This window comes from Mixta sp. (assembly GCF_024610815.1).
GTDB classification, from domain to species: Bacteria; Pseudomonadota; Gammaproteobacteria; order Enterobacterales; family Enterobacteriaceae; genus Mixta; species Mixta calida.
The window spans coordinates 1-25,956 of record NZ_JANION010000158.1 but is presented as its reverse complement, the minus strand read 5'-3'; the positions used below and the strand labels follow the sequence as shown (position 1 = coordinate 25,956).

Annotated in this window: 19 protein-coding genes and 6 tRNA genes; 5 read left to right on the top strand and 20 right to left on the bottom strand. The window is 56.2% G+C overall.

The features are described 5' to 3' along the window. Nucleotides 1-10: 10 nt before the first annotated feature. Nucleotides 11-2,593 carry a leucine--tRNA ligase gene (gene leuS / locus MYY08_RS11940; RefSeq protein WP_288014348.1) on the bottom strand — a complete coding sequence of 861 codons (2,583 nt, stop codon included), beginning with the start codon at nt 2,591-2,593 and terminating at the stop codon, nt 11-13. A 234-nt stretch (nt 2,594-2,827) separates the two neighbouring features. Between leuS and MYY08_RS11935 the strand changes: the two genes are divergently transcribed. Further along, nucleotides 2,828-3,310, top strand: a complete 483-nt coding sequence (locus MYY08_RS11935) for a zinc ribbon-containing protein (protein WP_104951449.1) — start codon at nt 2,828-2,830, stop codon at nt 3,308-3,310. A 199-nt stretch (nt 3,311-3,509) separates the two neighbouring features. Here the strand turns inward: MYY08_RS11935 and MYY08_RS11930 are convergent, their stop codons facing one another. The 9 genes from MYY08_RS11930 to miaB all read right to left on the bottom strand — a co-directional run bounded on the left by MYY08_RS11930 (nt 3,510) and on the right by miaB (nt 12,806). Next, entirely contained in the window at nt 3,510-4,235 is a 726-nt protein-coding gene (locus tag MYY08_RS11930; RefSeq protein ID WP_038627445.1) for an amino acid ABC transporter ATP-binding protein, read from the bottom strand. Beyond that, nucleotides 4,236-4,913: a glutamate/aspartate ABC transporter permease GltK gene (gene gltK / locus MYY08_RS11925; protein ID WP_038627443.1), complete on the bottom strand. Its 678-nt coding sequence runs from the start codon at nt 4,911-4,913 to the stop codon at nt 4,236-4,238. Further along, on the bottom strand, nt 4,913-5,653 hold the full coding sequence (locus tag MYY08_RS11920) for an amino acid ABC transporter permease (protein WP_038627441.1): 741 nt from the start codon (nt 5,651-5,653) through the stop codon (nt 4,913-4,915). Before MYY08_RS11920 ends, gltK begins: the two co-directional genes overlap by 1 nt. 155 nt (nt 5,654-5,808) lie before the next feature. Beyond that, entirely contained in the window at nt 5,809-6,705 is an 897-nt protein-coding gene (locus tag MYY08_RS11915; RefSeq protein WP_038627439.1) for an amino acid ABC transporter substrate-binding protein, read from the bottom strand. Between the two features lie 405 nt (nt 6,706-7,110). After that, nucleotides 7,111-8,643 carry an apolipoprotein N-acyltransferase gene (gene lnt, locus MYY08_RS11910; protein ID WP_288014344.1) on the bottom strand — a complete coding sequence of 511 codons (1,533 nt, stop codon included), beginning with the start codon at nt 8,641-8,643 and terminating at the stop codon, nt 7,111-7,113. A gap of 44 nt (nt 8,644-8,687) precedes the next feature. Further along, entirely contained in the window at nt 8,688-9,566 is an 879-nt protein-coding gene (gene corC, locus MYY08_RS11905; RefSeq protein ID WP_038627435.1) for a CNNM family magnesium/cobalt transport protein CorC, read from the bottom strand. A 79-nt stretch (nt 9,567-9,645) separates the two neighbouring features. After that, the gene (gene ybeY, locus MYY08_RS11900; protein ID WP_038627433.1) at nt 9,646-10,119 is read right to left on the bottom strand and encodes an rRNA maturation RNase YbeY; all 474 of its coding nucleotides are present in this window, start codon (nt 10,117-10,119) and stop codon (nt 9,646-9,648) included. Further along, a complete protein-coding gene (locus MYY08_RS11895; RefSeq protein ID WP_038627431.1) occupies nt 10,116-11,174 on the bottom strand; it encodes a PhoH family protein in 1,059 nt (352 codons plus the stop codon). The genes ybeY and MYY08_RS11895 overlap by 4 nt, the downstream gene beginning before the upstream one ends. Before the next feature lie 207 nt (nt 11,175-11,381). Further along, nucleotides 11,382-12,806: a tRNA (N6-isopentenyl adenosine(37)-C2)-methylthiotransferase MiaB gene (gene miaB / locus MYY08_RS11890; protein ID WP_038627429.1), complete on the bottom strand. Its 1,425-nt coding sequence runs from the start codon at nt 12,804-12,806 to the stop codon at nt 11,382-11,384. Between the two features lie 174 nt (nt 12,807-12,980). Here miaB and ubiF point away from each other — a divergent pair, with 174 nt between their 5' ends. Continuing rightward, entirely contained in the window at nt 12,981-14,153 is a 1,173-nt protein-coding gene (gene ubiF, locus MYY08_RS11885) for a 3-demethoxyubiquinol 3-hydroxylase (RefSeq protein ID WP_084970216.1), read from the top strand. A gap of 89 nt (nt 14,154-14,242) precedes the next feature. Here the strand turns inward: ubiF and MYY08_RS11880 are convergent. The 10 genes from MYY08_RS11880 to nagB form a co-directional block, all read right to left on the bottom strand. Further along, nucleotides 14,243-14,317 (bottom strand) — tRNA-Gln (locus MYY08_RS11880). A gap of 26 nt (nt 14,318-14,343) precedes the next feature. Next, nucleotides 14,344-14,418, bottom strand: a tRNA-Gln gene (locus tag MYY08_RS11875). A gap of 6 nt (nt 14,419-14,424) precedes the next feature. Continuing rightward, nucleotides 14,425-14,501: transfer RNA gene (locus MYY08_RS11870), tRNA-Met, on the bottom strand. A 20-nt stretch (nt 14,502-14,521) separates the two neighbouring features. Next, nucleotides 14,522-14,596: transfer RNA gene (locus MYY08_RS11865), tRNA-Gln, on the bottom strand. A 20-nt stretch (nt 14,597-14,616) separates the two neighbouring features. After that, a tRNA-Leu gene (locus MYY08_RS11860) sits at nt 14,617-14,701 on the bottom strand. A gap of 8 nt (nt 14,702-14,709) precedes the next feature. After that, nucleotides 14,710-14,786: transfer RNA gene (locus MYY08_RS11855), tRNA-Met, on the bottom strand. Between the two features lie 219 nt (nt 14,787-15,005). Next, a complete protein-coding gene (gene asnB, locus MYY08_RS11850) occupies nt 15,006-16,673 on the bottom strand; it encodes an asparagine synthase B (protein WP_038627425.1) in 1,668 nt (555 codons plus the stop codon). Between the two features lie 291 nt (nt 16,674-16,964). After that, nucleotides 16,965-18,185 (bottom strand): DNA-binding transcriptional regulator NagC, encoded by a 1,221-nt coding sequence (gene nagC / locus MYY08_RS11845; protein WP_038627423.1) that lies wholly within the window; start codon nt 18,183-18,185, stop codon nt 16,965-16,967. A 6-nt stretch (nt 18,186-18,191) separates the two neighbouring features. Continuing rightward, complete coding sequence (gene nagA / locus MYY08_RS11840) at nt 18,192-19,340, bottom strand: N-acetylglucosamine-6-phosphate deacetylase (RefSeq protein WP_084970217.1); 1,149 nt, start codon at nt 19,338-19,340, stop codon at nt 18,192-18,194. A gap of 65 nt (nt 19,341-19,405) precedes the next feature. Beyond that, on the bottom strand, nt 19,406-20,206 hold the full coding sequence (gene nagB / locus MYY08_RS11835; protein WP_288014338.1) for a glucosamine-6-phosphate deaminase: 801 nt from the start codon (nt 20,204-20,206) through the stop codon (nt 19,406-19,408). Between the two features lie 333 nt (nt 20,207-20,539). Between nagB and nagE the strand changes: the two genes are divergently transcribed. The 3 genes from nagE (at nt 20,540) to mtr (ending at nt 25,927) form a co-directional block, all read left to right on the top strand. Beyond that, nucleotides 20,540-22,579: an N-acetylglucosamine-specific PTS transporter subunit IIBC gene (nagE, locus tag MYY08_RS11830; RefSeq protein ID WP_038627418.1), complete on the top strand. Its 2,040-nt coding sequence runs from the start codon at nt 20,540-20,542 to the stop codon at nt 22,577-22,579. Between the two features lie 158 nt (nt 22,580-22,737). Next, the gene (gene glnS, locus MYY08_RS11825; protein ID WP_038627415.1) at nt 22,738-24,405 is read left to right on the top strand and encodes a glutamine--tRNA ligase; all 1,668 of its coding nucleotides are present in this window, start codon (nt 22,738-22,740) and stop codon (nt 24,403-24,405) included. Between the two features lie 271 nt (nt 24,406-24,676). Next, nucleotides 24,677-25,927: a tryptophan permease gene (gene mtr / locus MYY08_RS11820; RefSeq protein ID WP_288014335.1), complete on the top strand. Its 1,251-nt coding sequence runs from the start codon at nt 24,677-24,679 to the stop codon at nt 25,925-25,927. Nucleotides 25,928-25,956: the final 29 nt, after the last annotated feature.

The window sequence follows — 25,956 nt, the reverse complement described above, 5'->3', positions numbered from 1 at the left end:
CCTCCTGAACTTAACCCACAACCAGGTTAAGCAGTTTGCCCGGGACGTAAATCACTTTACGTATAGTGACGCCGTCCAGGTATTTTGCCACCAGATGTTCCTGCGCGGCACGCGCCTGAACCTGCTCCTGAGTGGCATCCGCCGCCACGGTAATTTTACCGCGCACTTTGCCGTTAACCTGTACTACTACCAGCACGGAGTCTTCAACCATAGCGGATTCATCCGCAACCGGCCAGGGGGCGTTGTCGACGTCGCCTTCGCCGCCCAGCGCCTGCCACAGCGTAAAGCTGGCGTGCGGGGTGAACGGGTAGAGCATGCGCACCACGGCCAGCAGCGCTTCCTGCAGCAGCGCGCGATCCTGCTCGCTCTCCTGCGGCGCGCGCGCCAGTTTGTTCATCAGCTCCATAATGGCGGCGATGGCGGTATTGAAGGTCTGACGACGACCAATATCATCGGACACCTTGGCAATGGTTTTGTGCAGATCGCGACGCAGCGCTTTCTGATCGTCGTTCAGGTTGTTCAGATCCAATGCGGCGACAGCGCCTTTCTGGCTGTGGTCGTAAACCAGCTTCCAGACGCGCTTCAGGAAGCGGTTGGCGCCTTCAACGCCTGATTCCTGCCACTCCAGCGTCATTTCCGCCGGGGAAGCGAACATCATAAACAGACGAACCGTATCTGCGCCGTAGCGCTCTACCATCAGCTGCGGGTCGATGCCGTTGTTTTTGGACTTCGACATTTTGCTCATGCCTGCGTAGATCAGTTCGCGGCCAGAGGCGTCGACAGCCTTCACGATACGGCCTTTCTCGTCGCGTTCGACAGTGACATCTACCGGAGAGACCCAGTTGCGCTCGCCGTTGGCGCCGACATAGTAGAAAGCGTCGGCCAGCACCATGCCCTGACACAGCAGACGTTTCGCCGGCTCGTCGGAGTTAACCAGGCCTGCGTCGCGCAGCAGCTTGTGGAAGAAGCGGAAGTACATCAGGTGCATAATGGCGTGTTCAATGCCGCCGATATACTGATCGACCGGCAGCCAGTAGTTCGCCGCAGCCGGATCGAGCATGCCTTTATCGTAATCTGGGCAGGTATAGCGCGCGTAGTACCAGGACGATTCCATAAAGGTATCGAAGGTATCGGTTTCACGCAGCGCCGGCTGGCCGTTGACGCTGGTTTTCGCCCACTCAGGATCCGCTTTAATCGGGCTGGTAATGCCGTCCATGACCACATCTTCCGGCAGCACCACCGGCAGCTGATCTTCCGGCGTCGGCATCACGGTGCCGTCTTCCAGCGTCACCATCGGAATCGGCGCGCCCCAATAGCGCTGACGGGAAACGCCCCAGTCGCGCAGACGGTAATTGACCTTGCGCACGCCGACGCCTTTTTCCGCCAGCTTATTGGCGATGGCGTTGAAGCCCGCTTCGTGATCGAGACCGTTAAATTCGCCGGAGTTGAACAGCGCGCCTTTTTCAGTCATTGCGGCGGCGCTGACGTCCGGCTCGCTGCCGTCCAGGTTCAGCACGACAGGTTTGATCGGCAGATCGTATTTAGTGGCGAACTCCCAGTCGCGTTGGTCGTGCGCCGGCACCGCCATTACCGCGCCGGTGCCATATTCCATCAGCACGAAGTTCGCGACCCATACCGGCACCTTATCGCCGCTCAGCGGGTGGATGGCAAACAGGCCGGTCGGCATGCCTTTTTTCTCCATGGTGGCCATTTCCGCTTCCGCCACCTTGGTGTTGCGGCATTCAGCGATAAAGTCGGCCAGCACGGGATTATTCATTGACGCCTGGGTCGCCAGCGGATGACCCGCCGCCACGGCGACATAGGTGGCGCCCATAAAGGTGTCGGGACGCGTAGTGTAGACGGTGACTTTCTCTTCGCTTTCCGCCACGTCAAAAGTGATTTCTACCCCTTCAGAGCGGCCGATCCAGTTGCGCTGCATGGTTTTGACCTGTTCCGGCCAGTCTTCCAGCTTGTCCAGATCGTTCAGCAGCTCATCGGCGTAATCAGTAATCTTAATAAACCACTGCGGGATCTCTTTGCGCTCGACTTTGGTGTCGCAGCGCCAGCAGCAGCCGTCGATAACCTGTTCGTTGGCCAGCACGGTCTGATCGTTCGGGCACCAGTTCACCGCCGAGGTTTTTTTGTAAACCAGGCCTTTTTCATACAGTTTGGTGAAGAACCACTGTTCCCAGCGGTAGTAGTCGGGTTTACAGGTAGCCAGTTCGCGACTCCAGTCGTAACCAAAACCCAGCAGCTTCAGCTGGTTCTTCATATAGTCGATATTGGCATAGGTCCAGGGCGCGGGCGCCGTGTTGTTTTTAACCGCCGCGCCTTCCGCAGGCAGACCGAACGCGTCCCAGCCGATCGGCTGCAGCACGTTTTTGCCCAGCATGCGCTGGTAGCGGGCGATCACATCGCCAATGGTGTAGTTGCGCACATGGCCCATATGTAGGCGGCCAGAAGGATAGGGCAGCATCGAGAGGCAGTAATATTTCTCTTTGCCTTCTTCTTCGGTCACTTTGAACGTCTGTTGGTCATCCCAGTGTTGCTGGACACGGGATTCTATCTCTTCCGGGCGGTATTGCTCTTGCATGGCAGCCTGTGGTCCTTTATGAATAGCGCGAAGCCTGAACTGTGTAGATTAAGATCCGCATAGCATAGCCGATAAGGCTTTGCCGCAACAACACCTGACGGCCGCCGTCGGTCCATTTCTCTGCAAGCTGGAAGAACGCCTGCAAAATTTTCAGCGAAACGCGGCGCGGGCGAAGCAAATCCGCGATAAGCGCTAGAATTAAACGGAGGTTCACCGCGGATAACAGGAGAAAATATGAATAAGGTGGCGCAGCATTATCATCAGCTGGTCTCTTCCCTGAGCGAGCGCTTGCTGCAGGGAGAGCGGGATATTGACGGCATGGTCGAACAGGCCCGGCAGCAGCTGATGATGGAAGGCGATTTATCACGCAGCGAAGTTAACGACGTCACGCGCGCGGTGCGGCGCGATTTAGAAGAGTTTGCCCGCAGCTATAACGAAAATGAAAGCGATCTGACCGACAGCGTGTTTATGCGCGTGGTGCGTGAAAGCCTGTGGAAAGAGCTGGCCGATATCACCGATAAAAGTCAGCTTGAGTGGCGCGAAGTGTTTCAGGATCTCAATCATCACGGCGTCTATCAGAGCGGCGAAGTGGTGGGGTTGGGCAACCTTGTATGTGAAAAATGCCATTTCACCCGCGCTATCTATACCCCGGAGACGCTGACGCTCTGCCCGGAGTGCGGGCACGACCATTTTCAACGTCAACCGTTTACGCCCTGAACGCAGGCGGCCTCAGGCCGCCGAAGGTAATTGACAACGTGCCATATCAGGCGTCATGGCTGATTCGCAAAGATGCAAAAAACGGCATCTCTGCCTGATTGTCCCGTGCCGTTTATGGCGCGGGATGCTTCGCTCACAGGTCTGTGACATCTATTGAAGTTTGTTAGCGGTCTGCGACGGCCGCAGGCCGCCTGTGATCTTAGTGCAGAATCTTCGCCAGAAAATCTTTAGCGCGGTCGGACCGTGGGTTGGCGAAAAAGGACTCTTTTTGCGTATCTTCGATAATCTTTCCTTCGTCCATAAAGATCACCCGGTTGGCCACCTTGCGCGCAAAGCCCATTTCATGGGTCACCACCATCATGGTCATGCCTTCATGAGCCAGCTCGACCATCACATCCAGCACTTCGTTAATCATTTCCGGGTCAAGCGCGGAGGTGGGTTCGTCAAACAGCATCGCCACCGGGTCCATACAGAGCGCGCGCGCGATGGCCACGCGCTGCTGCTGGCCGCCGGAAAGCTGGCCGGGGAATTTATTGGCGTGCGCCGACAGGCCGACGCGATCCAGCAGCTTGAGCCCTTTTTCGCGCGCAGCGTCTTTGTTGCGCTTCAGCACCTTTATCTGCGCCAACGTCAGGTTTTCGAGAATGCTGAGATGAGGAAACAGTTCGAAATGCTGGAAAACCATGCCCACTTTAGAACGCAGCTGCGCCATATTGGTTTTCTTATTGTTTAGCTGGATGCCGTTGACTTCAATCGTGCCCTGCTGAATTGGCTCCAGACCGTTAACGGTTTTAATCAGCGTTGACTTGCCGGAGCCGGAAGGGCCGCAGACCACCACGACTTCGCCTTTATTTACCTGAGTTGAGCAATCGGTCAGCACCTGAAAGTGACCATACCACTTTGAAACGTTTTTCAGGGTAATCATTTATACCGTCCTTTTTCTTTTTAGATAGCTGACCAGCGTTGAAGCACTAATACTGATAACGAAATAGACCAGACCGGCGAACAGGATCATCTCAACCTGCGTACCGTCACGTTCGCCGATAGAGGAAGCGGTGCGGAAGAAGTCGGCCAGGCTAAGGACATACACCAGCGAGGTATCCTGAAACAGGACGATGCCCTGTGTCAGCAGCAGCGGCACCATAGCGCGAAACGCCTGCGGCAGAATAATGAGCCGCATGGTCTGAAAAGGGGTCATGCCCAGCGCCAGTCCGGCGTTGCCCTGGCCGCGCGACACGCTCAGGATGCCCGCGCGGATGATTTCCGCGTAGTAGGCCGCCTCAAACAGCGAGAAGGCGACCATCGCCGATATCAGGCGAATGTCGGTTTTGGGCGACAGCCCCAGCACCTGCTGAAGAAAGCTCGGCACCACCAGATAGAACCACAGCAGCACCATTACCAGCGGTACGGATCGGAACAGGTTGACGTACAGCCGGGCGAACCAGCTGATCGGCTTAAAGGCTGAGAGGCGCATCACCGCCAGCAGGGTGCCCCAGATAATGCCGAACACCACCGCCGTTACGGTGATTTTAAGGGTAATCACCAGGCCGTTAAGCAAATAGGGCAGGCTGGGAATGATGGAACTCCAGTCAAACTCGTACATTATTTGCTCCCTGTATTGCCTGGCAGTCGCACCTTACGCTCTACCAGGCTCATCACCAGCATAATCACCAGGTTAATAGCGATATAGGCCAGGGTAATTGCGGTAAAAGATTCATAGGCATGCGCCGAATAGTCCAGCAGCTTGCCTGCCTGCGCCGCCATATCGACCAACCCGATAGTGGAGGCGATAGCGGAGTTTTTCACCAGGTTCAGCATTTCCGAGGTCATCGGCGGCACGATGACGCGATAGGCGTTAGGCAGCAGCACATACCGATAGGTTTGCGGCAGCGTCAGCCCCATTGCCAGCCCTGCGTTGCGTTGCCCGCTCGGCAGCGACTGAATCGCCGCGCGCACCTGCTCGCAAACGCGCGCGGCGGTAAACAGGCCGAGGCAGATGGTGGATGAAAGGAAAAACTGCAGATTAGGATCGAGTTCCGATTTAAACCACATCCCCAGATCTTCGCCCACCAGCTCCGGCGCCACCAGATACCAGAAAAAGAACTGCACAATCAGAGGAATATTGCGGAACAACTCGACATAACAGGTGCCGATGGCGGAAAACAGACGGTTGGGCGTGGTACGCAAAATGCCGAAAAAAGAGCCGACAAAGAAGGCGATAATCCAGGCGCAGACTGAGACGGCGAGCGTGGTTTGCAAACCTGACCACAGCCAGCCGAGGTAGGTGGTGTTGCCGAACGGGGCCTGTTCGAAAAAGATGCCCCAGTTCCAGTTAATACCCATAACTAACTCCGGTAAAAAAGGGTAGCTAAGCTACCCTGAAGATTGATGAGAGGCTTCTGTGGAACGCCTGTCGGGGAACGACCGACGGGCGCTGTCTGTCCGAGCCTGTTTTCAGCAATCGAGTGGGCGACGAATCGCCCCTGTTTTCGTTGTAATTAATTTAAAGCTTTATCATTCGGCGATTTGAACAGCGCTTTCATATCTTCGGAAAGCGCAAAGTTCATATTGAGATTTTTCGGCGGAATAGGCTGCTTGAACCAGGTATCAAACCATTTTTCCGCCTGGCCTGAGGTCTGCGCTTTAGCGATGGTTTCATCGACCAGCGTCTTAAACGCCGGATCGTCTTTACGCAGCATACAGCCGTAGGCTTCTTTCGATTGCGGCGTGCCGACAATTTCCCAGTTGTCCGGCTTCTTCGCTTTAGCGCGTTCGCCAGCCAGCAGAGCGTCATCCATCATAAAGGCCACGGCGCGGCCGGTTTCCAGGGTGCGGAAAGAGTCGCCGTGATCTTTCGCGCTGATAATGCGCATTTCCATTTTTTTCTCATCGTTGAGCTTGTGCAGCAGCACTTCAGAAGTGGTGCCGGAAGTCACAACGACAGTTTTGCCTTGCAGATCGGCGAAATCTTTAATTGGACTGCCTTTTTTCACCAGCAGGCGCGTGCCGATAACGAAAATGGTGTCTGAGAACGCGGCCTGTTTCTGACGCTCCAGGTTATTGGTGGTCGAGCCGCATTCGAAGTCATAAGTGCCGTTTTGCAGCAGCGGAATACGGTTCTGCGAAGTGACGGGCAGCATTTTCACCTGCAAATCGGGCTTGTTCAGCTTTGTCTTGATCGCTTCAACAATGGCGTTGGAGTAGGCCTGCGAGTAACCGACCACTTTTTGCTGATTGTCATAATAAGAAAAGGGAACAGAAGACTCGCGATGGCCGACCACGATAACGCCGTTATCATTGATTTTTTTCAGCGTGCCGGTGAGTTCTTCTGCCTGGGCTGCGCCTGCCGCTGCACTGAGCAACAGAAGAGACAGCGCCGCTTTACGCATCTGCATGTTCCAACTCCTTTGTCGTTTGGTCGCCTGATACAGGGACCGAGATAATGTTGTGTATGGCCTGCCGCTTTTCTTGTCGTGTCTTTCCAGAAAGGATCTGAATAGCTCTTAACATAGCGGAATGTTAACGTAATGAAACAAAAAAGTTTGTTTTTTGCGAAGCTCGCCGCACCAAATTAATGCATTTTTTTTCTGCCGCCCTAAAGCGGAGCAGGCACTGACCCTAATAAGTGCATTAGCAGCTGCGGCCGGACTTCAACCCGGTTAAATGCGGTTTCGCTACTCAGGTAATGCAAAGGCTGTGCCATCCACGTTAAGAGGCAAAGATGTCGTTTTGATGAAAACAGGCAGAAAAGAGGGAAGGAGAACAGGCGAAGCGCATTGGCTTCGCCTGTAGTCAGAACCTTAGCGACGCAGGCGACGCGCTGTAACGACCGACGCCAGCGTAAAGAGCAGGGTCAGCAGCCAGACGGTAAGGTTGCCGATGCGGGCATACGGCGTCAGGCCGGTTGTGGGCGCGACGCGCGCTTCCAGCACCTGACGCGTAAACTGCGGAATAATCTGCTGTACGGCGCCATCCGCGCCAACTACGGCGGTAACGCCATTATTGGTACTGCGCAGCAGCGGACGGCCCAGCTCCAGCGCCCGCATGCGCGCCATCTGGAAATGCTGCCAGGGACCGATAGAGTGGCCGAACCAGGCGTCGTTGGAGACGGTCAGCAGAAAATCGGTATCGGGGCGGAAATTATCGCGCACCTGCTGTCCCAGCACGATCTCATAGCAGATCGCCGTCGTCAGGTTATAGCCCGCCGCCTTCAGCTGCGGTTGAATATAGTCGCCGCGACTGAAAGAGGACATCGGCAGATCGAAGAAGGGCGCCAGCGGTCGCAGCAACGCCTCCAGCGGCACAAATTCGCCGAAAGGCACCAGATGATTCTTCTGATAACGGTTGCCGCCGTAATAGTCATAAGGTTTGTTGCCGCCCAGCACGATAACCGAGTTGTAATCGTAATAGCGATTGCTCTCCAGCCGGGAATCGACAATACCGGTAATCAGCGTGCTGTCGCCGCCTCGCATCGCGCTATCCAGCCCGTGTAAAAACGGCTGCTGGTTGACTTCCAAATCGGATATCGCCGACTCAGGCCAGATAATTAACGGCGCTTTGCCAATAAAAGGGCGGCTGCTGTCGCTGTAGATGCGCAGCGTATTGCGCAGCTGCTCTGGGTCCCATTTCAGCGATTGGGGGATATTGCCCTGCACCAGCGCGACATCCACCGCGCGCGTCGGCTGCGGCTGATACCAGTTGATATAGCGCAGCGGCCAGGGCAGCAGCAGCAGCGCCAGCGCCGCCAGCGCCGGCCACAGACGACGCTGCGCCAGCGCGCAGGTTGCCAGCCCGGCGATAATCATCAGCACGAACGTGACCGACTCCACGCCAGCCAGCGGCGCCAGGCCTTTCAGCGGGCCGTCGATCTGGCTGTAGCCGAACTGCAACCAGGGAAAGCCGGTCAGAATCCAGCCGCGCAGGAATTCGCTCACCTGCCAGGCGACCGGTGCCAGCAGTGTCAGCCTTAGCAGCGTGGCGCGCGGCGCGAGGCGATTGAGCACCGCCGCAAACAACAGCGGGTAGAGCGCCAGATAAGCGGCCAGCAGAATTACCAGCAGCACGTTAACCGGGCCGGGCATGCCGCCGAAAGTGGCGATGCTGACGTAAACCCAGTTAATGCCGCTGCCGAACAACCCGAAACCCCAGGCGAAGCCAATGGCGGCAGCCTGCGGCGTGGTGCGCTGCAATGTTAACGCCTGTAGCCCAATAAGAGAGATTAGGGCGGCAGGCCAGAAATCATAGGGGGAAAAAGCAAGGGTGCCGGCGGCGCCGGCAAACAAAGCCAGCAGCAGGCGAACCTGCTGACGGGCATAAACAGAGGCGATAGCCATAAATATGTTATTTATCCAGAATGGAGGCGATAGCCATTAATGCATTATTCATCCAGCGTAGGCAGCGGCGCATTTTCCGGTATTCTGACATGAACCTGGATGATACGACGACTGTCTGACATCGCGACTTTAAACTGATAGCCCTCAATCTCAATGCTTTCGCCGCGCGCCGGCAGATGACCGAAGCCCTGCATCACCAGACCGCCGATGGTATCCACCTCTTCATCGCTGAAATGCGTCTCGAAGACCTCGTTAAAGTCCTCAATCGGCGTCAGGGCGCGCACGGTAAAGGTATGGCGGCTCAGCTGACGAATATCGCGATCTTCTTCGTCGTCATACTCATCTTCGATTTCGCCGACGATCAGTTCAAGGATATCCTCGATGGTCACCAGACCCGATACGCCGCCGAACTCATCAATCACAATCGCCATATGATAGCGCTGCGAGCGGAACTCTTTCAGCATGCGGTCGACGCGTTTGCTTTCCGGCACCACGACCGCCGGACGCAGCACCTTTTCCATGCTGAAAGGTTCGGAGCCGCTGCTCATAAAGGGCAGCAGATCTTTCGCCATCAGAATGCCTTCCACGTGATCTTTATCTTCGCTGATCACCGGGAAACGGGAGTGGGCGGATTCGACGATAACTTGCAGGCACTCTTCCAGACTCTGATTACGCTTCAGGGTAATCATCTGGGAGCGGGGGATCATGATATCTCGCACGCGCTGCTCGGCGATATCCATGACGCCTTCCAGCATGTCACGCGTATCCTGATCGATCAGCTCGTTCTGTTCGGAATCACGAATAAGTTCCAGCAACTCTTCACGGTTCTTTGGTTCGTCGTGAAAAAGCTGGTTGAGAATGAGGGAGAAAAATCCCTTTTTGCTACTGGGACTGTCGCTGTTTTGTGAATGGTCGTCGCTCATGGCGTTCTGTTATGGGTCTCTCTTTATAAGAATCGGCCTGCCAGCGCTTCGCCGGCAGGGTCTGACAACAGGCTGCCTGTTACGGCGCCTCTTTCTCCGAAATGTACGGATCGGGATAACCAAGAGCAAGCATTATCTCAGTCTCCAGCGATTCCATCTCTTCGGCTTCATCATCTTCAATATGGTCGTAGCCAAGCAAATGCAGGCTGCCATGAATAACCATGTGCGCCCAGTGCGCCTCCAGCGCCTTCTCCTGCTCCTGCGCTTCCTGTTCAACAACCTGGCGGCAAATGATCAGATCGCCCAGCAGCGGCAATTCTATGCCGGCCGGCGCTTCAAACGGGAAAGAAAGCACGTTGGTAGGCTTATCTTTCCCGCGATAGGTAAGGTTAAGCTCATTGCTTTCCGCTTCGTCGACAATCCGGATAGTGACTTCGCTTTCCGGCTGAAACTGTGGCAGCACCGCCTCCAGCCAGCGGCGAAAATCCGCTTCGTCGGGAAGCCCTTCAGCCTGCTCGCAGGCAAGCTGTAAATCGAGAATAACCTGACTCATTTCTGTTCCTGTGCCGCCTGCATCGCCAGCGCTTCGCGCTTGCGTTCTTCCGCCTGCTTATCGCGGCGTTTTTGGTCCGCTTCTTCCCACGCCTCATAGGCGGTAACGATGCGGGCGACCACCGGATGGCGCACCACATCTTCGCTATGGAAGAAGTTAAAGCTGATCTCTTCGACGTCCGACAGCACTTCGATCGCGTGGCGCAGGCCCGATTTGGCGTTGCGCGGCAGGTCGATTTGGGTGATGTCGCCGGTAATGACCGCTTTCGAGTTAAAGCCGATGCGCGTCAGGAACATCTTCATCTGTTCGATGGTGGTGTTCTGACTCTCATCGAGAATAATAAAGGCGTCGTTCAGAGTGCGGCCGCGCATATAGGCCAACGGCGCCACTTCAATGACGTTGCGCTCCATCAGTTTCTCGACGCGCTCAAAGCCCAGCATCTCAAACAGCGCGTCATACAGCGGGCGCAGGTAAGGGTCAACCTTCTGGCTTAAATCGCCCGGCAGGAAGCCCAGCTTTTCACCCGCTTCGACCGCCGGACGCGTCAGCAGGATACGGCGTATCTCCTGACGCTCCAGCGCATCCACCGCCGCCGCGACCGCCAGGTAGGTTTTACCGGTACCGGCCGGACCGACGCCGAAGGTAATGTCATGGTCGAGAATATGGGCGATATACTGCGCCTGATTCGGCGTACGCGGCTTGATGACGCCGCGCTTTGTCTTGATGTTCACCGCTTTGCCATATTCCGGCACGCTTTCCGCCGTCTGCTCCAGCACGCGGCTCTCTTTGATCGCCAGATGAATCTGCTCCGGCTCAATGTCCGGGATCACGCCGCGCACCGGCGCGGTATCGACATAGAGATTACGCAGGATATCCACGGCGGCGTTGACGCAGATGGCGCGTCCGACCAGCTTAAAGCTGTTATCGCGGCGGCTGATTTCAATGCCTAACCGACGCTCAAGCTGTTTCACGTTATCGTCAAACGGGCCGCACAGGCTTTGCAGGCGCTGGTTATCCGCAGGTTCTAACACTATTTCACGAGTTTCGATATTCAAACTAATCCTTTGGGTCGCTCAGGGCCAGGTTGAGAAATAACAGGGTACTTACGCCTGACGGGCAGGCTAGCCATAGCTGAAGTATTTATGTCATGACAGAAAGGCGCAAGCCATAAAGCGGATATTTGGGCGCGGCTTTCAGAAAGCAAGCGTAATGAAGTGAAATAGTGCGGCGGGCAAGGGCGCCCGCCGCAGGTCGCAGTCGCATCAGGGCTGCCAGACGCCTACGCCGATTTCGTTCTCTTTGCGCGTGCGCGCGATGACCGATTCAGGGCTTTCCACTACGCGCAGACCCATCTGATCTTCGGTACGCACCACCACGCCGCGCAGCGAGTTGGTGTAAACGTCGACAATTTCCACATCGACGAATTTGCCGATCATCTCCGGGGTGCCTTCAAAGTTCACCACGCGGTTGTTTTCGGTACGGCCAGAGAGCTCCATCACGTTCTTACGCGACGGGCCTTCCACCAGGATGCGCTGCACGGTGCCAAGCATGCGGCGGCTCCACGCCATCGCCTGCTGGTTGATGCGATCCTGCAGGATATAAAGGCGCTGCTTTTTCTCCTCTTCGCTGACGTCGTCCGGCAGGTCGGCCGCCGGGGTGCCCGGACGCGCGGAGTAGATAAAGCTAAAGCTCATATCGAAGTTAACGTCGGCGATCAGCTTCATAGTTTTTTCAAAGTCTTCCTGCGTTTCCCCAGGGAAGCCGATGATGAAATCGGAGCTAATCTGAATATTCGGGCGCGCCTCTTTCAGCTTGCGAATAATCGCCTTGTATTCCAGCGCGGTGTGGGCGCGCTTCATCAGCGTCAGAATGCGGTCGGCGCCGCTCTGCACCGGCAGATGCAGGAAGCTCACCAGCTCCGGCGTATCGCGATAAACTTCGATAATGTCATCGGTGAATTCGATCGGATGGCTGGTGGTAAAGCGAATGCGATCGATGCCGTCGATCGCGGCGACCAGACGCAGCAGCTCTGCGAAGGTGCAGATGCCGCCGTCATAGGTCGCACCGCGGTAAGCGTTGACGTTCTGTCCCAGCAGATTGACTTCACGCACGCCCTGCGCCGCCAGCTGCGCGATCTCCAGCAGAATGTCGTCGCAGGGACGGCTGACTTCTTCGCCGCGGGTATAGGGCACCACGCAGAAGGTGCAGTATTTGTTGCAGCCTTCCATGATGGAAACAAACGCCGTCGGGCCTTCGGCGCGCGGCTCCGGCAGACGGTCGAATTTTTCGATCTCCGGGAAACTGATGTCCACCACCGGGCTTTTCGTGCCGCGTACGGAGTTGATCATCTCCGGCAGGCGATGCAGGGTTTGCGGACCGAAAACGATATCGACATAGCTGGCGCGCTGACGTATATGGTCACCTTCCTGCGAGGCGACGCAGCCGCCCACGCCGATAATTAATTCCGGGTTGCGCTCTTTCAGCGTCTTCCAGCGGCCCAGCTGATGGAACACCTTCTCCTGCGCTTTTTCGCGGATGGAACAGGTGTTAAGCAGCAGAATATCAGCCTCTTCCGCTACGTCCGTGAGGGTATAGCCGTGCGTACTATCCAGCAGGTCGGCCATTTTAGATGAATCGTATTCGTTCATCTGACAGCCCCAGGTTTTGATATGCAGTTTTTTACTCATCTAACTTGCCATTTATCAGTGCAGGAAGGATTGCAGGGCGCGTATTGTAATGCTTTGCTGCTGTTGTGACCAGTCTCGAGGCTTTTCTGTTTTTCGCGCGATTTCCGGTACACTTTATCTGACAGGTTCGCTGACCTGCCGCAGCGAGACGGCAGGGCACAGAAGGATACATTTATGCACCAAACGCATTTCGATATCGTCGTCGTGGGCGGCGGCATGGTGGGCGCGGCGTTAGCCAGCGGGCTGACGCAGCAGGGGTTTCAGGTAGCGGTGCTGGAGCGCGAAACGCCGCCTGAATTCAATGCGGAAGCGCCGCCCGACATTCGCATTTCCGCTATCGGCTGCGCCTCGGTGGCGTTGTTGAAGTCGCTGGATGTATGGCAACGCGTGGAGCAGATGCGCTGCGCGCCCTACCGCAAGCTGGAAACCTGGGAGTGGCAGACGGCGCGCGTGCAGTTCGATGCCGCGAGCCTGGGATTGCCGGAGCTGGGTTATATGGTGGAGAACAGCGTGCTGCAGCTGGCGCTGTGGCAGCGGTTGCAGGAACAGCCGGTCACGCTGTTCGCGCCGGCGAAACTGCAAACGCTTGAACAGCATAGCGGCGGCTGGCGGCTGGGATTAGCCGATGGGCAACAGCTGACGGCTCGTCTGGTCATTGGCGCCGACGGCGCAAATTCGCAGGTGCGTCAGCTGACCGGCATCGGCATTCAGGGTTGGAACTACAGCCAGTCCTGCATGTTGATAAGCGTTGAGCTGGATCATGACGCGGGCGACACCACCTGGCAGCACTTTACGCCGGACGGCCCGCACGCGCTGTTGCCGCTCTATGGCCGCTGGGCGTCGTTGGTCTGGTACGATCATCCGGCGCGCATCCGCCAGCTGCAGTCGCTGCCGCCGGAGCAGCTGCAAAAAGAGGTGGCGCGCTGTTTCCCGGCGCGGCTGGGCCGCTTTCGTGTTCAGCAGGCCGCCTCGTTCCCGCTGGTGCGTCGCCACGCCAACCACTATGTTCTGCCAGGGCTGGCGCTGGTCGGCGACGCGGCGCACACCATTAATCCGCTGGCGGGGCAGGGCGTTAATCTCGGCTATCGCGATGTCGACGCGCTGATCGATGTGTTAACCGAGGCGCGCGATCGGGCCGAGGAGTGGGCCTCCGAGCGCGTGCTGCAACGCTATCAGCGCCAGCGGCAGAAAGATAATCTGCTGATGCAGAGCGGAATGGATCTTTTTTATTTCGCCTTCAGCAATCGTCTGCCGCCGCTGCGCCTGCTGCGCAATATCGGGCTGATGGCGGCCGAGCGCGGCGGCCTGCTGAAGCGTCAGGCGCTGCGTTACGCGTTGGGATTATAAAAAGCATGACGGGCAGGCGATCTGCCCGTTGATTTTTCACAGTGCGCAGACGCAAAAAAGCCCGCAGAAGCGGGCTTTTTCACACTGTTTGGCTGGGGTGCAGGGATTCGAACCCCGGAATGCCGGAATCAGAATCCGGTGCCTTACCGCTTGGCGACACCCCAATAAATTGGGATAAACAGTTTGTAATTGGCTGGGGTACGAGGATTCGAACCTCGGAATGCCGGAATCAGAATCCGGTGCCTTACCGCTTGGCGATACCCCAATAATATGGTGGCTACGACGGGATTTGAACCTGTGACCCCATCATTATGAGTGATGTGCTCTAACCAGCTGAGCTACGTAGCCAGATTTACTGCTTTCTGGTGTGGCTGGGATACCTGGATTCGAACCAGGGAATGCCGGTATCAAAAACCGGTGCCTTACCGCTTGGCGATACCCCATCCGTTGCCGATGACTGAAATGGTGCGGGAGGCGAGACTTGAACTCGCACACCTTGCGGCGCCAGAACCTAAATCTGGTGCGTCTACCAATTTCGCCACTCCCGCAAAAAAGATGGTGGCTACGACGGGAATCGAACCTGTGACCCCAGCATTATGAGTGCTGTGCTCTAACCAGCTGAGCTACGTAGCCATCTTTTTTCGCGTTACCTTCATCGGCGTTGCGGGGCGCATTATGCGTATTGCGCTCAACAGCGTCAACAAGTTTTTTGCCGATTTATACCTTTCACGCGTCGTTTGACTGGCTTGTAACCAGCATGACGATAAAAACATCAATTCTTGATCGCAACTTCAGCAGAGGCAATAAAAAACGGGCCGCAGAGGCCCGCTTTTACAACAGCTTAAGCGTAAATTATTTATAGGCGGACTGGTGAACGCCTACCGCGCGGCCTGACGGATCGTCCATTTTTTTGAACGCTTCATCCCACTCAATCGCTTTGGCGGAAGAGCAGGCCACGGACGGACCGCCCGGCACACATTCCGCCGCGCTCGGCAGCGGGAACAGCTCTTCGAAAATCACGCGATAGAGATAGGCTTCTTTCGACGCCGGCGTGTTGTACGGGAAACGATAGTGCGCGGTTTGCAACTGCTGATCGGTGACCTGCTGCGCCGCCACTTCTTTCAGCGTATCGATCCAGCTGTAGCCAACGCCGTCGGAGAACTGCTCTTTTTGGCGCCACGCCACGCTTTCCGGCAGATAAGAGGAGAAGCATTCGCGCAAGATATGTTTTTCCATCTTGCCGTTGCTGCCGCACATCTTATCCTGCGGGTTGATGCTCATCGCCACATCAAGGAATTTCTTGTCCAGGAAGGGCACGCGCGCTTCCACGCCCCAGGCGGACATCGCTTTGTTGGCGCGCGCGCAGTCATACATATGCAGCGCCAACAGCTTACGCACGTTCTCTTCATGGAACTCTTTGGCGTTCGGCGCCTTATGGAAGTAGAGATAGCCGCCGAACACTTCGTCGGCGCCTTCGCCGGAAAGCACCATCTTAATGCCCATCGCCTTGATCTTGCGCGACATCAGGTACATCGGCGTGGAGGCGCGAATCGTCGTCACGTCATAGGTTTCGATGTGATAGATCACATCGCGGATCGCATCCAGCCCTTCCTGCACGGTGAAATGAATTTCGTGATGCACCGTGCCGAGATGATCGGCGACGGATTTCGCCGCTTTTAGATCGGGCGATCCTTCCAGACCGATGGCGAATGAGTGCAGCTGCGGCCACCAGGCGTCGCTCTGATCCTGATCTTCCACGCGCTTCGCCGCAAAACGTTTGGTCACCGCAGAGATAATGGAGGAATCAAGACCGCCGGAGAGCAGCACGCCATACGGCACGTCGGACATCAGATGGCTTTTTACCGACTCTTCCAGCGCGTTTTTCAGCGCGGCGGCGTCAGTCACCTTATCCGCGACATTGTCATACTCCATCCAGTCGCGCTGGTAGTAGCGACGAATTTCGCCGTCGGTGCTGGAGAGGTAGCTTCCCGGCGGGAATTCTTTGATAGTGCGGCAGACCGGCACCAGCGCTTTCATTTCTGAGGCGACGAACTGGTTGCCATGCTCATCAAAGCCCATATAGAGCGGGATGATGCCGATATGGTCGCGGCCGATAAGCCAGCTTTTCTTTTCACTGTCATACAGAATGAAGGCGAACATTCCCTGCAGGTCGTCAAGGAAGTCGACACCTTTTTCCTGATACAGCGCGAGGATCACTTCGCAGTCGGAGCCGGTCTGGAATTCATAGCGGTCGCTCAGCTCTGCGCGTAGCGCCTGGTGGTTGTAGATCTCACCGTTAACGGCCAGAACATGGGTATGTGCGGCGTTGTAAAGAGGCTGCGCGCCGTTGTTGACGTCGACGATAGAAAGACGCTCATGCGCCAGAATGGCGTGGTCATCGGCATAGACGCCAGACCAGTCCGGGCCGCGATGACGCATTAAACGTGACAGCTCCAGCGCTTTCTTACGCAGCTCTGAAGGGTCGCTTTTCAGATCGAGTACACCAAAGATTGAACACATAACCTACTCCTGATCTCACCTTAACGGCGATGTTGTCATTGCATAATATTGGATAAGCAACGCCTGTCGTTGCGTGATGAATAAGAAAATGCGCTATTTGCTGCATACAATGCAAGCGTTTTCCTTTTTTCCTGATAAAAAGGTTGTTGCTCAAGGTGGAATGTTGAATATCATCTAATAAAAAGCGGTAAAAATTATTGGATCGGCAAAAAACAGCGGGGTGAGCTTAAAAAACGACCTGGATGGGGCGCAGGCGAAAAAAAACCAGCCGCTCAGGGCTGGTTTGCGCTGTCACTCTTCAAGCAGACGTTGCAGTAAGGTGCCGTTCAGCATCGCTCGCTTCGCCAGCGCAAAAGCGCCGATCGCTGAACGATGATTCAGCGCTGAACGCACCACCGGCAAGTTTTTGTGAAACGCCTTCAGCGTCTGCGTGTTAATACAGCTTTCAATAGCGGGGAACAGTACTTTTTCCGCTTCGGTGATCTCGCCAGCCAACACAATTTTTTGCGGGTTAAACAGGTTGATGGCGATGGCGATCGCTTTACCGAGATAGCGGCCGGCATGCTCAATGACTTCTGTCGCCAGCGCATCGCCCCGATTCGCCGCTTTGCTGATGGCCTGAATCGAACAGTCATCCAGCGTAAGCGTGCTGGAATAACCCTGCTGAAGCAGATGGCGCACCCGATTTTCAATCGCGCTGTTGGCGGCAATGGTTTCCAGGCAGCCAAAATTGCCGCAGTGGCAGCGTTCGCCTAACGGATCGACCTGGATGTGGCCTATTTCGCCAACGTTACCGTTGCTGCCCAGGAAGATTTGGCCGTTAGCGATAATGCCCGCGCCCGTGCCGCGATGTAAACGCACCAGAATAGAGTCCGCACAGTCGCGGCTTGCACCAAAATAGTGTTCCGCCAGCGCCAGGCTGCGGATATCGTGGCCGACAAAGCTGGTCACGTTGAATCGCTGACGCAGGTTGGCGACCAGCGGCCAGTTATTGACCGTAATATGCGGCATATAACGGATGATGCCGTTATCAGGATCGACCAGACCGGGCAGGATAACAGCGATGGCGATCAGCTCGCGCATCTTACGCTGGTGGGCCGCGCAAAAATCGGCAATAGCGTTGAACAGTGCCTGCTCCAGCGTTTCCTGCGTCCGCTGCGGCAGCGGGTAGTGCTCTTCCGCCAACGCTTTGCCGCTTAGATCATACAGCGTCACCGTGGCGTCATTGCGGCCAAGACGGACACCGATGGTGTGAAAGCCGCGGGTTTCGGTAATGATGGAAATTGCGCGGCGGCCGCCGGTGGACGCCTGCTGATCCACCTCTTTAATCAGGCCGCGTTCAATCAGCTGGCGGGTAATTTTTGTGACGCTGGCGGGCGCAAGCTGGCTCTGTTCCGCAATCTGGATACGGGATATCGGCCCCTGCTGGTCAATCAGGCGGTAGACCGCTGCACTGTTTAACTGTTTTACGAGGTCGACATTTCCTATTTGTGCCTGGCCGCCAGTGGTCATCAATGATTACTCGCTGAAGACGTCGTTACCGTTAACGATAGTCTTGATAATGTGAAAATCGCGCGTAAACAGCGTCAGGTTCGCTACTTTTCCAGCTTCAATCGATCCTAACTGCTTATCTACGCCCATCGCGCGGGCTGGATAGAGCGTCGCCATTCTCAAGGTTTCATCCAGAGAAATGCCGACATGTTCAACGCAGTTACGCACCGCTTCAATCATAGTCAGCGCCGATCCGCTCAGCGTTCCGTTTTCGTCAACGCACAGCCCGTCCCGATAGTATATTGTTTTGCCAGCAAAAATGAACCGATCAATGTTCGCACCAGCTGGCGCGGTCGCGTCGGTCACCAACACCAGCTTATCGCCTTTAATGCGTTTGGCGTTGCGTACGTTGGCGTAATGCACATGCAGACCGTCGGCGATAATGCCGCAGTAGACTTCCGGCGTATCAAGCAGGGCGCCGAGCAGCCCCGGTTCGCGTCCGGTCAGCGTCGGCATCGCATTATATAGGTGGGTCGCAAAGCTGACGCCAGCGGCGAAACCGCTGCGTGCCTCAGCATAGGTAGCGTGAGAGTGACCGGCGGAAACGATAATGCCGGCGTCGCGCAGCTGGCGGATCACTTCCGTACCGGCCATTTCCGGCGCCAGCGTCACTTTCGTAATCACATCCGCGTTATCGCACAGGAATTTCACCAGCGCGGGCTCAGGCTTGCGAATCAGCTCCGCGTGGTGCGTGCCTTTTTTCGCGACGTTAAGCCAGGGACCTTCCAGATGCAGGCCCAGCGCCTGATGCTGATGATGCGTCAGCCAGCTGCGCATCACTTCCACCGCGCGGATCATCAGCTCATCGGAACTGGTGATAAGGGTGGGCAGGAAGCTGGTGCAGCCCGATTTCTCATTGGCTTTCTGCATGATGGCGAGCGTTTCAAGGCTCAGCGCGTCGAGACTGTCATTAAACTGGACGCCGCCGCAGCCGTTTAACTGAACGTCGATGAAACCGGGAGAGACCAGCGCGCCGCTCACGTCGCGCTGTTCGCATTCCGCGGGCAGTTCGCTGGTAGGGCAGACGCGCTCAATCAGGCCGTCTTTAATCACAACGGCATGATCATCCAGAATTTCATGACCGGTAAACAGGCGGCCATTCACTAAAGCGTACATAATATTCTCCCGACTAAAGCGGCATCTGCCCGGCACGCTGGCCGGACAGGTTGTCAAATCACTGTTTATAAACCCTGCATATTTTCCGCTTCCATCTCGCGGAAATATTTAACCGTTTTGACCTTCAGCTCCATGGTGGAAGGCTCATCGCAAACCACAACGGCTTTCGGGTGCAGCTGCAGGCAGCTAATGGTCCACATATGGTTAACGTTGCCTTCTACCGCTGCCTGAAGCGCCTGCGCCTTAACATGGCCGGTCACCAGAATCATCACCTCCTCCGCATCCAGCAGCGTGCCGACGCCGACCGTCAACGCATATTTCGGCACCTGATTCACATTGCCGTCGAAGAAACGCGAGTTCGCCACGCGCGTGTCGTGCGTCAGCGTTTTAATACGGGTGCGGGACGCCAGCGAAGAGGCCGGTTCATTAAAGGCGATGTGTCCATCATTGCCGACGCCGCCCATAAAGAGATGAATTTTTCCATAGGCGCGAATCTTCTCTTCATACTGGCGACATTCTGCGTCAATGTCCTCAGCATTTCCATTAAGAAGATTAATGTTTTCGCGAGGAATATCAACATGATCGAAAAAATTGCGATACATAAAGCTGTGGTAGCTTTCCGGATGCTCTTTCGGCAGGCCGACATATTCATCCATATTGAAGGTGACGACATGTTTAAAGCTAACCTGGCCCGCTTTATGCATTTCGATAAGATGCTTGTAGGCTTCGAGCGGCGTGCCGCCGGTAGGAAGGCCAAGAACGAAAGGACGTTCTGCCGTTGGTTTAAAGGCGTTGATGCGGTTTACAATGTGGCGTGCGGCCCATTTGCCTACCTGGGAAGCGTTCGCCAGAGGAATCAGTCTCATAGTTTACCTCGTTTAAGCAGTTTTCAAACCGGTGATGGACGGTTGTGCCAACAAACCTAAGCGTAGGGTGACTTTGCTGCCCTGACAGCAAAGGAGAGCGCCGTCCTGATATTTCAGATCATAAAATAAGTGGCGGAGGATAGCCAGTGGTACGGCGACCGCAAATAAGATTATGGTGATAAAAGTCACAGACAGAGCGCGTTTAATTTGCGTAGCGAATTAAATTATTTTTACACTGCACCTTAAAGCAGCAAATTTCGTCAGGTGATCTGAGGAATGTGATAATAACAGTAACAACCTCAGACGCCTTTTTGATTCTCACAGGGGGAAATAGTGAATATTCTCAGTTATTTGCAGAAAGTAGGGCGGGCGCTGATGGTGCCGGTGGCTACGCTGCCGGCCGCCGCGATACTCATGGGCGTCGGCTACTGGCTCGATCCTGACAGCTGGGGCGCGGGCAATGCGCTGGCGGCGCTGCTGATCAAGTCGGGCGGCGCAATTATCGAAAACATGGCGGCGCTGTTTGCCGTCGGCATCGCTTACGGTATGTCGAAAGATAAAGATGGCGCCGCGGCGCTTTCCGGCTTCGTCGGTTTTCTAGTCGTCACCACGCTCTGCTCGCCAGCGGCAGTGGCGATGATTCAGCATATGCCGCTGGAGCAGGTGCCCGCCGCCTTCGGCAAAATCAACAACCAGTTTGTCGGTATTCTGGTCGGTATCCTCTCCGCTGAGGTTTACAACCGCTTCAGTCACGTAGAGCTGCCGAAAGCGCTGTCGTTCTTTAGCGGACGCAGGCTGGTGCCCATTCTGGTCTCCTTCCTGATGATTCTGGTTTCCTTTATTCTGATGTACGTCTGGCCGGTGATCTTCGATGCGCTGGTGAACTTCGGCGAACATATTCAGAAGCTGGGTTCAGTCGGCGCTGGCGTCTATGCCTTCTTCAACCGTCTGCTGATTCCGGTTGGTCTGCATCACGCGCTCAACTCAGTATTCTGGTTTGACGTGGCCGGCATTAACGATATCCCGAACTTCCTCGGCGGCGCGCAGTCTATCGCCAGCGGCAAAGGGATTGTCGGCGTCACCGGACAGTATCAGGCTGGTTTCTTCCCGATTATGATGTTCGGTCTGCCTGGCGCGGCGCTGGCGATTTACCAGTGCGCCCGTCCAGAAAACCGCGCCAAAGTCGGCGGCATTATGATCGCGGCGGCGTTTGCGGCCTTCTTTACCGGCATTACCGAACCGCTGGAATTCTCCTTTATGTTCGTGGCGCCGGTGCTGTATGTCATCCATGCGGTGCTGACCGGCATCTCCGTCTTTATCTCCGCCAACATGCACTGGATCTCCGGCTTCGGCTTCAGCGCCGGTCTGGTTGATATGGCGCTGCAATCGCGCAACCCGCTGGCAACGCAGTGGTATATGCTGATCCCGCAGGGTCTGGTGTTCTTTGTCATCTACTATCTGGTGTTCCGTTTCACCATCAAAAAATTCAACCTGATGACACCGGGCCGCGAGTTGGCGGTGTCAGGCGATGAAAGCGATGGCTACGATGTGAACGTGGAGAGCGGCGTAAGTGGCGAAACGGAAACCGAATCGCTGGCGCGTCGCTATATCAGCGCGGTGGGCGGCTCCGATAACCTGACGCACATCGATGCCTGTATCACCCGTCTGCGCCTGAATGTGAAAGACAGCGCTACGCTGAATGAGGGGCTGGCTAAACGTCTTGGCGCGTCGGGCGTAATCCGTCTGAATAAACAGAGCGTGCAGATTATTGTCGGCACCCAGGCGGAATCGATCGCCTCTGCGATGAAAAAAGTGTTGGCGAAAGGCCCGGTAGCAGCCTCAGGCGCGGCGGCGCCGGTCGCTGATGCGGTGAAAAGCGCGCCGGTCGCTGCGCCAGCAACGACCGCGCAGCACGCCTTCGCCACGCTGCTGGCGCCGGTGAGCGGCGAAATCGTGGCGCTGGATCAGGTACCGGACGAGGCGTTTGCCAGCAAAGCGGTGGGCGACGGTCTGGCAATCAAGCCTACCGGCAACATCGTGGTGGCGCCGACCGCAGGCACGCTGGTGAAAATTTTCAACACCAATCACGCGTTCTGCCTGGAAACGGCGGACGGCGTGGAGATTGTGGTGCATATGGGGCTGGATACTGTTGCGCTGGCGGGCAAGGGCTTTAAGCGTCTGGCGGAAGAGGGCGCGACCGTTAGCGCCGGTCAGCCAGTGCTGGAAATGGATCTTGATTTCCTTAACGCGAATGCCCGCTCAATGATCAGTCCGGTAGTGGTCAGCAACATCGACGACTTCGCTGGCGTGGCGTCGCTGGCGACGGGAACGGTGGTTGCAGGCGAAAGCAAACTGTACGAAATCCGCAAATAACGCCCCCCTGGCATTAAACCTCTCTAAGGCAGGAAGCGATTCCTGCCTTTTTTCTGCCCTGGCGCCAACAAACGGTTGTTTCCCTTGCGCGCTTTGTGGATCATAATCCGTTATTTCATGGTTAAACCAACCAGACATTTTGTGTTGAGGATACAGTGATGAGTGAGGCTGAAGCCCGCCCAACTAACTTTATTCGTCAGATCATTGACGAAGATCTGGCGAGCGGCAAGCACAGCAGTGTGCATACCCGCTTTCCACCGGAGCCGAACGGCTACCTGCATATTGGTCACGCCAAGTCGATCTGCCTGAACTTCGGCATCGCCCAGGATTATCAGGGGCAGTGCAACCTGCGCTTTGATGATACCAACCCGGCAAAAGAAGATATCGAGTTCGTTGAGTCCATCAAGCGTGACGTGCAGTGGCTGGGTTTCCAGTGGAGCGGCGAGGTCTGTTACTCCTCTAATTATTTCGACCAGCTTTATCAGTACGCTATTGAGCTGATCAATAAAGGCCTGGCCTATGTCGACGAGCTGTCGCCAGAGCAGATCCGCGAATATCGCGGCACGCTGACGTCGCCGGGTAAAAATAGCCCTTACCGCGATCGCAGCGTAGAAGAGAACCTGGCGCTGTTTGAAAAAATGCGCAACGGTGAATTCGCGGAAGGCGCGGCCTGCCTGCGCGCAAAAATCGATATGGCGTCCAACTTTATCGTAATGCGTGACCCGGTGCTGTACCGCGTTAAATTCGCCGAACATCATCAGACCGGCAACAAATGGTGCATCTATCCGATGTATGATTTCACCCATTGCATCTCCGATGCGCTGGAGGGGATCACCCATTCGCTCTGTACGCTGGAGTTCCAGGATAACCGTCGTCTTTATGACTGGGTGCTGGACAACATCACCATTCCGACACATCCGCGTCAGTATGAGTTTTCGCGTCTTAATCTCGAATACGCCATCATGTCCAAGCGCAAGCTGAACCTGCTGGTGACCGAGAAGATTGTGGAAGGCTGGGACGATCCGCGCATGCTGACCGTTTCCGGTCTGCGTCGTCGTGGCTATACCGCCGCCTCGATCCGTGAATTCTGCCGTCGCATCGGCGTCACCAAGCAGGACAACATCGTTGAAATGGCGTCGCTGGAATCCTGTATTCGCGACGACCTGAACGAGAACGCGCCGCGCGCGATGGCGGTGCTCGATCCGCTGAAGATCGTGATCGAAAACCTGCCTGCCGGACATGAAGAGATGATTGAGATGCCTAATCATCCCAACAAGCCCGAAATGGGCCAGCGCACCGTGCCGTTCAGCCGTGAAATCTGGATCGATCGCGCCGACTTCCGCGAAGAGGCCAACAAGCAGTACAAACGTCTGGTATTGGGTAAAGAAGTGCGTCTGCGCAACGCTTACGTTATTCGCGCCGAGCGCGTGGCGAAAGATGAAGAAGGCAACATTACCTGCATCTTCTGCACCTGCGACGTGGATACGCTGAGTAAAGATCCGGCAGACGGACGTAAAGTAAAAGGCGTGATCCACTGGGTTTCCGCAGAACACGCGGTGCCGGCCGAATTCCGTCTTTACGATCGTCTGTTCAGCGTGCCGAATCCGGGCGCGGCGGAAGATTTCCTCGCCACCATTAACCCGGAATCGCTGGTGATCAAACAGGGCTTTGTGGAGCCTGGCCTGAAGCAGGCGGAAGCGACTTCGCCTTACCAGTTTGAGCGCGAAGGTTATTTCTGCGCCGACAGCGTCTATTCCAGCCCGCAGCATCTGGTGTTCAACCGAACCGTTGGCCTGCGCGACACTTGGGCGAAAAGCGGCGAGTAAAACCGCGTAATTGTCAGCAAGGCGGCTCAACGAGCCGCCTTTTTTACGCCTGTCGTCCCATCGGGCGAGAAGGGCGCTCCCGTTCCGCTGGTAAACGTCAGGTTTCCGCCGATGCCATTCCGCCATTAGCCTGCGCCACATCAAAATCGTTCCTTGTTATGTACTAGTTCATGAGTTCACTCTGAGGTAGAATGTCTGCCTGAGCGGTGGTTCTGCCAGACAGAACGCCAGCTGAATATAAAATGAACAGATATCATTCTAAGGACGCGTTATGGGAACAGCGGTTTCCGCCAGCAAACTCCCTTCTGTACTTTGGGGCACACTGATTATTACCGGCACCGTGGTCGGCGCCGGCATGTTTTCCCTGCCGGTAGTGATGTCCGGCGCCTGGTTTAGCTGGTCGGCGGCAATGTTGCTGCTCACCTGGCTCTGTATGCTGCTTTCCGGACTGATGTTTCTGGAAGCCAGCCTGCATTATCCCACCGGTGCAGGTTTCGACACCCTGACGCGCGATCTGCTGGGGCGGCGCTGGAATCTGATTAACGGCGCTTCAATCGCCTTCGTGCTGGGCATTCTGACCTACGCCTATATCTCCGCAAGCGGCGCTATTTTGCAGCATACCTTCGCCTCGCTGGGCATGCCGGTGTCGGCCCGAATCGCCGGGCTGGGCTTTACGCTGCTGGTGGCGCTGTTTGTCTGGTTGGGCACTGCCGTTGTCAGTCGCGTCACGCTGATTTTTCTCGGCGCGAAGGTAATCACTTTCTTCCTGCTGTTCGGCGGCCTGTTGGGGCATGTAAAGCCTGCGCTGCTGTTCCCCAGCGGCGGCGAGGAGGCGCGCTATTTGCGCTATCTCTGGATGGTGGTGCCTTTTTGCCTTGCCTCGTTTGGCTATCACGGCAATATTTCCGGCCTCATCGGCTATTACCAGCGCGATGGCAAAAAGGTGGTGCGCTGCCTGTTGCTGGGTACCGTCGCCGCGCTGGCGATCTATCTGGTATGGATTATCGGCACCATGGGGAATATTCCGCGCGCAGATTTTATCGCCATTGCCCAGCGCGGCGGTAATATCGATGCGCTGGTGGAAGCGCTGGGCGGCCTGCTGCAAAACGCCTCGCTTAGCGCGCTGCTGACCATCTTCTCCACCTTTGCTGTCGCCAGCTCGTTTCTTGGCGTCACGCTGGGGCTGTTTGACTATCTTGCCGATCTGCTGAAATTTAATAACGGCGCGACAGGCAGGCTGAAAACCACGCTGGTCACCTTTGTCGTGCCGCTTGTCGCCGCGCTGATCTGGCCGAACGGTTTTCTGTTGGCGATCGGCTATGCCGGGCTGGCAGCCACCATCTGGGCGGTGATTACCCCGGCGCTGCTGGCGTACCGCGCCAGACAGCGTTTCCCTGAAGCGCAGGGCTGGAAACTGAAAGGCGGCCTGTTTCCCCTTGTACTGGTGCTGCTGTTCGCCGCGCTGAACATTGTGGTGTCGCTGCTCAGCTACGTCGATCTGCTGCCGGTATACGCCAGATAATTCATTCCTGCAGGACAGGCGTTTTGTCC

Excerpts from the sequence above, each read along its gene's own strand:
- leuS (WP_288014348.1), bottom strand. The coding sequence starts at position 2,593 with ATGCAAGAGCAATACCGCCCGGAAGAGATAGAATCCCGTGTCCAGCAA.
- MYY08_RS11935 (WP_104951449.1), top strand. The coding sequence starts at position 2,828 with ATGAATAAGGTGGCGCAGCATTATCATCAGCTGGTCTCTTCCCTGAGC.
- MYY08_RS11930 (WP_038627445.1), bottom strand. The coding sequence starts at position 4,235 with ATGATTACCCTGAAAAACGTTTCAAAGTGGTATGGTCACTTTCAGGTG.
- gltK (WP_038627443.1), bottom strand. The coding sequence starts at position 4,913 with ATGTACGAGTTTGACTGGAGTTCCATCATTCCCAGCCTGCCCTATTTG.
- MYY08_RS11920 (WP_038627441.1), bottom strand. The coding sequence starts at position 5,653 with ATGGGTATTAACTGGAACTGGGGCATCTTTTTCGAACAGGCCCCGTTC.
- MYY08_RS11915 (WP_038627439.1), bottom strand. The coding sequence starts at position 6,705 with ATGCAGATGCGTAAAGCGGCGCTGTCTCTTCTGTTGCTCAGTGCAGCG.
- lnt (WP_288014344.1), bottom strand. The coding sequence starts at position 8,643 with ATGGCTATCGCCTCTGTTTATGCCCGTCAGCAGGTTCGCCTGCTGCTG.
- corC (WP_038627435.1), bottom strand. The coding sequence starts at position 9,566 with ATGAGCGACGACCATTCACAAAACAGCGACAGTCCCAGTAGCAAAAAG.
- ybeY (WP_038627433.1), bottom strand. The coding sequence starts at position 10,119 with ATGAGTCAGGTTATTCTCGATTTACAGCTTGCCTGCGAGCAGGCTGAA.
- miaB (WP_038627429.1), bottom strand. The coding sequence starts at position 12,806 with ATGAGTAAAAAACTGCATATCAAAACCTGGGGCTGTCAGATGAACGAA.
- ubiF (WP_084970216.1), top strand. The coding sequence starts at position 12,981 with ATGCACCAAACGCATTTCGATATCGTCGTCGTGGGCGGCGGCATGGTG.
- asnB (WP_038627425.1), bottom strand. The coding sequence starts at position 16,673 with ATGTGTTCAATCTTTGGTGTACTCGATCTGAAAAGCGACCCTTCAGAG.
- nagC (WP_038627423.1), bottom strand. The coding sequence starts at position 18,185 with ATGACCACTGGCGGCCAGGCACAAATAGGAAATGTCGACCTCGTAAAA.
- nagA (WP_084970217.1), bottom strand. The coding sequence starts at position 19,340 with ATGTACGCTTTAGTGAATGGCCGCCTGTTTACCGGTCATGAAATTCTG.
- nagB (WP_288014338.1), bottom strand. The coding sequence starts at position 20,206 with ATGAGACTGATTCCTCTGGCGAACGCTTCCCAGGTAGGCAAATGGGCC.
- glnS (WP_038627415.1), top strand. The coding sequence starts at position 22,738 with ATGAGTGAGGCTGAAGCCCGCCCAACTAACTTTATTCGTCAGATCATT.
- mtr (WP_288014335.1), top strand. The coding sequence starts at position 24,677 with ATGGGAACAGCGGTTTCCGCCAGCAAACTCCCTTCTGTACTTTGGGGC.